General features: G+C 43.9%; 8 protein-coding genes. All 8 read right to left on the reverse strand.

The window, feature by feature from the left end:
- Positions 1 to 91: 91 nt before the first annotated feature.
- A complete protein-coding gene (locus J8L97_RS22260; RefSeq protein ID WP_211052871.1) occupies positions 92 to 334 on the reverse strand; it encodes a hypothetical protein in 243 nt (80 codons plus the stop codon).
- A complete protein-coding gene (locus tag J8L97_RS22265) occupies positions 328 to 732 on the reverse strand; it encodes a Mor transcription activator family protein (protein WP_211052873.1) in 405 nt (134 codons plus the stop codon). Before J8L97_RS22265 ends, J8L97_RS22260 begins: the two co-directional genes overlap by 7 nt.
- Positions 725 to 1,375 carry a gp16 family protein gene (locus J8L97_RS22270; RefSeq protein ID WP_211052875.1) on the reverse strand — a complete coding sequence of 217 codons (651 nt, stop codon included), beginning with the start codon at positions 1,373 to 1,375 and terminating at the stop codon, positions 725 to 727. Before J8L97_RS22270 ends, J8L97_RS22265 begins: the two co-directional genes overlap by 8 nt.
- Before the next feature lie 10 nt (positions 1,376 to 1,385).
- Positions 1,386 to 2,003, reverse strand: coding sequence for a DUF3164 family protein (locus J8L97_RS22275; protein WP_211052877.1), 618 nt, complete (start codon positions 2,001 to 2,003; stop codon positions 1,386 to 1,388).
- Between the two features lie 8 nt (positions 2,004 to 2,011).
- Entirely contained in the window at positions 2,012 to 2,686 is a 675-nt protein-coding gene (locus J8L97_RS22280; protein ID WP_211052879.1) for a DUF2786 domain-containing protein, read from the reverse strand.
- Positions 2,679 to 3,041, reverse strand: a complete 363-nt coding sequence (locus J8L97_RS22285) for a hypothetical protein (RefSeq protein WP_211052881.1) — start codon at positions 3,039 to 3,041, stop codon at positions 2,679 to 2,681. The genes J8L97_RS22280 and J8L97_RS22285 overlap by 8 nt, the downstream gene beginning before the upstream one ends.
- 2 nt (positions 3,042 to 3,043) lie before the next feature.
- Positions 3,044 to 4,192, reverse strand: coding sequence for an AAA family ATPase (locus J8L97_RS24020; protein WP_211052883.1), 1,149 nt, complete (start codon positions 4,190 to 4,192; stop codon positions 3,044 to 3,046).
- Positions 4,193 to 4,195: 3 nt separating this feature from the next.
- Positions 4,196 to 5,927, reverse strand: a 1,732-nt coding sequence (locus tag J8L97_RS22295; RefSeq protein WP_211052885.1) for a DDE-type integrase/transposase/recombinase, incomplete at its 5' end; no start/stop codon positions are given.

The raw sequence follows: 5,927 nt of genomic DNA on the forward strand, positions 1-5,927 counted from the left end.
TTGCATAGCGCCAACAACATCATCAAATGACTCACAGCCACACTTACTTAAAAAAGCAGCTATATAATGTGGGGCCATTTCTTCAGCTATATTACTCTTCATGATCTTCCTCATTTATCAGGTCCAAAATCACCTTATATAAAGGTGGTGCTTCTGGTTCAATTGGTGCTAATGCTGGGCCGCCATTTCTACCCCAGTTTGTTGCTTGTTTTTGCTGTGTCACTTGCTCTTCTATATATATGAGTTTTCCAAGCTCAAATCCGAGCAATAGCGCTGTACATAAAGCTAGTAACAAAAGCCATTTGTTTACTGTGATCTCATCGTCGTTTAGCATATTTGTGGTCCTTCATTCATCGGACCTTTACCTTTGCTATCATCAAACAAATCACCTTGCATTTCGTCGCGCTTAAGCGTTCTCATTAGTCTAACAACGCGATAAACCCACTGCTCTGAACACCCGTGTTTTTTCGCCAACTCTAAATGGTTATCACCTCTAAACTCAGACCAAATTGCATTTTTTAACAAAATTGCTTCCAGCGTTCGCCCTTGGCATATGTAAATCTGCTCACCCGCAAATGTACGCCTGATTTTCTCCACAACTTTACGCCCTAATTCTGTTGCTTCGTCATCGTCTAATACTTCAGAAACCCCCATTGTCACTAGCTCAAAAATCGTGAATAAAACACCATCACCACGATCCGTGACTTTGCCTATGCTATTCTCATTAGCCATTTTTCACGCCCTCATATTTTCCGAGCATTTGGCCCGTAAAGTTAAGAGCTGCTTCTAGTTGATCAACGTTACAGCCTTCAAACTTACCAACGAAACAGAATACAAAACGCTTAGCGCTGAATAGCTCTTCATCGCACAGCGGTAGCTGTTTTAAATCTGGTGCTAGCTCGTTCATATCTTTTGCCATTAAACGTACATACCAGCTTTTTAACTGCTCAATTAGTGCATGAACCATGGATGCGCGTAGCCATTCCAAACGTTCAATTGCTACGTTTTTATTCATGCGTTTAGCTTGTGCCTTACTCCAAGTGAGTAGCGCAGCTTCTGAACCATCGCGTAAATAACCACGGTGGCTCATTGCAATCCACACTTGGCGCAGCTTATCTAGGGGCGTTTTATCCTCGGGATCTATATCACGAGTAATTGGCGAGTTGCGACCCTTACCGCGCTTTTTAGTCACCACTTTAAAACCTTTGTCTTTCATGTGAGACAGCACTTTGTTTAGCTCACCTACACTCATCTCTTTGCAGCTCTCTTTTTTAGTCAGTTCAACTAAAACTTGGCGATACAAATCTTCGTCCCAGCCTAAACTCGTTTTGCCTACATGTATTAATTGGATCAGCTTTGATTTTGAATGATACATAACGCCACCTTTATAGGGATTTGCTAACCAACGGGATCTGAATCCAAGCGCCCAGCTCGTTACGCTCATAAAAACGAACATACGTTTTTGTTGAGCCAAAAATAAACGCGTCATCTATTGCTTGCATACCTGCGGCCCAATCGTCCGACTTATGGCTGTAACGGTACTTACTGCGCAGCTCCATGATTTTGCTTTTGCTGTACTGGCCCTCTTTGTCGGTTTCAAACGCGTTCATTACTATGTCTTTAATAAGCTGTGCTTCGTCGTCTAGCTTTTCCAGCAACCCATTTACCACACCTAAAAACAGCTCTTTAGCTATTAAAATTTCAGGGCCAAAGCTAATGTCGTCAGCAACACCTACTTTTACGCGGCTTTTGCCATCAAACGAGGTTAGAGTAATGTTGCCCTTAGCTCCGCCAATCTCAACGTTGTAGCTATGGGCCATATCAGCAATAAAGTCGTTTACTTGCGAATACACACCACGTTTAAAATTTTCATGTTCTGCGTTCAGTTGTTTTGCACGTTGAACCAGCTCTAACACAAGCGTATTTTGCGCTTTGTCGTTGTCGCTTACTTTATTTGCTGGGACTTTGTAACCACTTCTGTTTGTATAAAATTCTTGTTCCATAACTTCACCTACTGCATTGAAATTTTTTGTTGAGATCCGCCGTTTATCGGGCGGTTGATTGAATGCTTTTTGCCTGCTTTAAACCCATCACTTATCGCATCGCCAACATTCGCTTTTTTGCCCCTTTCCATAGCATCCTTTGTTGTTAAGTCCGGGTAATGCTTAGCTTTGTATGTTTTAACTAATGCAGATTCGCTTTCGCTCAGAGCAAAGTCTTTAACTTGCTGGCTAACGCCATAAATCCAGCCCAGCGCAAACTGGTCACCTCTTGCCACTTTTGTTGCTCGCTTGCACTGTTTAGGCTGCTTTTTAACGTAATTGCTGCGCTCAGCTTTTAGCTTTGAAAACAAAACCTCCCAGCAATAGCCCGCTAATTCTGGCTGTGGCGTAACTCCAATAAAGCGAACGTCACTACCCGTAAAACTGCGTGATATAACTACTTCAACGCCAAATGCCCGTTTTATTAAATGCAGTAAATTTGCTTGATAATTCACAATGCGATTAACGCCAAATGCAAAACGCTGCTCATCAATATTGCTCATGCCCACATCTTCAGCACTAATACGGTGCTTATTCATAAGCGCTTGAGCTGATCGCATCGCGGCTGCGGCCTCGTTCTCATTCGTTGCAGACTTAGCCAGCGCTAAGCATTGCTTAATTTTTCTTAAAATTCGTTTATCCACGGGGCACCACCTGCTGAACGTTATAAAACTTTAATGAGTGGCACTTAGGACAGGCCTGTGTCTCTACACCATTTACCACGACTTGTGTTTTGTCGGACTCATTACCCACCCAACCACAATGATGATTTGCGCACGAGTAACCAGGCTCTAGCTTTTCAATCGTAAACTCGCGTTGCTTTTTGCCGAACACATGGCCCCATTGTTTAACGTCAACCGCATTGTGGCGCGTGAGCATGTCTTGTATTCTGCAATCGTCGGCCAATAATGCTTCGGCGTCTGCCTTGGGTAACGTGACTTGTTTTGTGATCTTGACGCTAGCAACGCCAGTCAATGTGATATCTACATGTTGGCTCATTGCTACATCCTTAAAATTAGTTTTTCATCAATGGTCTTTTCACCAACCGCCGCGGCGATGTTCATTGCTTTAGCAATCCACGTATTTACACTGAGTGGGTATGAACGGTCTAACTGACTATCGTCTAGTGCAATTCCGTGTTTAATAATGCCGTAGCACTTACCGCGAATTGCACTCATTGCATCCTCTGTAAAAATTTTGCTTGCATCCACACCACAACGCGCAAATTTATGCTGAATATAGTCAGGCACAAACCTACCAAGCGGCGACATAGCTACTTGATTACAACGCCACGTAAACTCACGAACGTGTTGTCCATCTAGTTTTTTCTTCAGCTCTGTTTGCCCGATAAGAACAATACCCATAACACGTTGGAAACCGTGTGTTAGCTCCCAAATACGTTTTAGTAGCTTGATCACATCAGATGATAAATCGTGCGCTTCATCAATGATCAGCAAGTGTAAGTGGCCATTGTTTGCGCTTTCAATTAACGCCTCTTCTATTGCTGCATCACGCTCTTCAGCACTGGGTTTATGTTTTATTTGTAATGCTCTACAAATCGCCGTCGAAATAGATTCGGCAGTAAGTCGTCGCCTGTCTAAACGCGCAGGTTGAATTAAAATAACCTCAGGATGATCCTTTTGAATATTATGAATAAATGCACGGCGAACAATCGTTTTACCACTGCCACACTCACCAAATAACGCCACCATACTGCCTGCCGTAGCTGCAAGTAACATGTCTTCTAGAATCACGCGATAAGGGTCTATCCAAAACACATCATCTAAACTGCTGATCTCATTTTCAAACGGGTCTCGTCGTAACTTAAAAAACTTTTTTGCTTGGGCATTTAACATTTCTGGCTCCGGATCTTTAAAGTCTGTGTTATCTGTAATTTGGGGCTTTGGTGCGTACCAACTAAACAAATTTGTTAGTTGGCTTTCATTGGCTCCACATGTTTTCAAATACTCTGTTATTGCTCTTTTTATGGCCTCAACATCACAGGTTTTAGGCCACTCCAACCGCCGCTTAACGCGGCTTAAACTCGCACAACTAAAAGTGATACCTTTAGCCGCCAGTGCTTTTACTACTTGTGCTTGGCTAATACGTTGTTCAGTGAACACCATGCTAAGCTTTGTACTTCTTTCCACAAATTATCTCGCTAGCTTATACACTGGGGTTTCCGCTATCCCGTTGTGTAACTGCTCAACAATGCTGCTTACTTCCGTTTCAACAACTGCTTGATGTGCTAACCACTCAACCTCTGTTGGTCTTAGTCCGCGGCCTAATCGCTCTGCTACCAACATACGTAGGTCAAGATTGTCTAATACCTTGCCTTTGCGCTTCGGTGCTTGTGCAATTTGCTTAGCCACTGGGCTGTCTGGTGTAATCGTTTCGCCCTTGGGCGCAATGCGCGTTTCGTGCTCAACGTTCTTAAGGTGCGAATGGGCAACCAACTTGCCATTGAATGGTGCTGTTTTTTGCTTTTTCGCTTTCTTAATTTCGTCGTCACTTAAGTTGCCATACGCAAGGCGATCAGCTTCTTTTGCTGCTGTTTGAGTTGCTGTATCAGCATGGCGCTGGTGTTCTTCGCCAATGATTGCCGCATCAACTCTAAAGCCGCTTGCGTCAAAGTTTGCGGGGGCCACTTGGTGGTAAACAACCTCATCTAACGGGGTTTTTACACCCACTAATAAATCAGGTGTATCACCAATAAGGATCGGACTGACGGAAACCTTGATCCCATTGCGTACATGCTCTAACCCGTATAAGTCGTAGCTCAAACTGGTTTTAGTGAGTGGGTGTACGTAGGTAATCGTTAGACCATCTTTTACCGTGCGTGTATCGCCTGTTTTGGTTAGCAGTAGCCTGCAAATTTGCTCATCAGGTAACATCCGCAAATAGTCACGGTTTTGTGGTTGATATATGGTTAGCCATACATCTAAACGCGCCTGTTTATGCCGTGTATGCTTGCAGTTCATGCCTGGTACTTTGTTGGCGTTGAATGCTTCTTGCCATGCCCATACCGACTCGTTTAGCTCTTCAACACTACTAACAGGCTCAAACAAAATACGGCTTTCAAACTGTTTTTCAACAATGTTGTTTGCCACTTCAACGGCACCTTTGGCGCGCGGGTTGCCAGCCTCGTGGGGTATGTTTTTAACCTTGAGCGCATCTAACACGTTGGTAATTGCCTTACCCGTGTTAGCACTGCCTTTATCCCATAGCATAATTTGCGGCACGCCCATAAATGCTGAGCCGTCGTGCCACTTCCAGCACCACATTAAAAAATCAAACATATTGGCTTGCGTTTCACCTGCTGACTCGTAGTAACGCACGCGAACCATGCCGCTGTTATGGTCAATCAATACGTAACGCCACACACGCAAATGCTTGATACGTTCTAAATTCTCAGGCTTATTTGCATAAAATTCAGAGTCGTTTGCATAGCGTTGTACTTTGCCTTTTTTACCCGGTGGGTAATAAAGCAAACAGTATGATGGGTCCACCTGATGTACATGGTTTGGCGCTAAACTGCGCATTTGTATATGTGGGGCTGGCTTATCCAGCGCTGTAACTGACGCATTACGTTTAGCTAGTACACGGCTGATCTGGCTGGTACTTAGGCATTGATAGCCATTTGCAACCAAAATCGACTTAGCAGTGGTAACGTCCATAATGCGTTTACCATTGTCTCGTACACCTTGGTTTAGTATCGAAACCAGCATATTAATGGCCTCATTATCCATCGCCGTAGTGCCAGCGTCTGAGCGTTTAGCTTTGCCACTTTCCCAACCAAGGCTTTTTAATCGTCGATACAAGGCATCTTTACTTAACCCCAGCGTTTTACAGGCTTCTTCACGTATCGTCCCCTTTTGCCCATGT

It is taken from the genome of Pseudoalteromonas sp. MMG012 (genome assembly GCF_018100875.1).
GTDB lineage: Bacteria > Pseudomonadota > Gammaproteobacteria > Enterobacterales > Alteromonadaceae > Pseudoalteromonas > Pseudoalteromonas aurantia.

Coding starts and splice junctions, on each gene's coding strand:
- J8L97_RS22260 (WP_211052871.1), bottom strand. CDS start 334: ATGCTAAACGACGATGAGATCACAGTAAACAAATGGCTTTTGTTACTA.
- J8L97_RS22265 (WP_211052873.1), bottom strand. CDS start 732: ATGGCTAATGAGAATAGCATAGGCAAAGTCACGGATCGTGGTGATGGT.
- J8L97_RS22270 (WP_211052875.1), bottom strand. CDS start 1,375: ATGTATCATTCAAAATCAAAGCTGATCCAATTAATACATGTAGGCAAA.
- J8L97_RS22275 (WP_211052877.1), bottom strand. CDS start 2,003: ATGGAACAAGAATTTTATACAAACAGAAGTGGTTACAAAGTCCCAGCA.
- J8L97_RS22285 (WP_211052881.1), bottom strand. CDS start 3,041: ATGAGCCAACATGTAGATATCACATTGACTGGCGTTGCTAGCGTCAAG.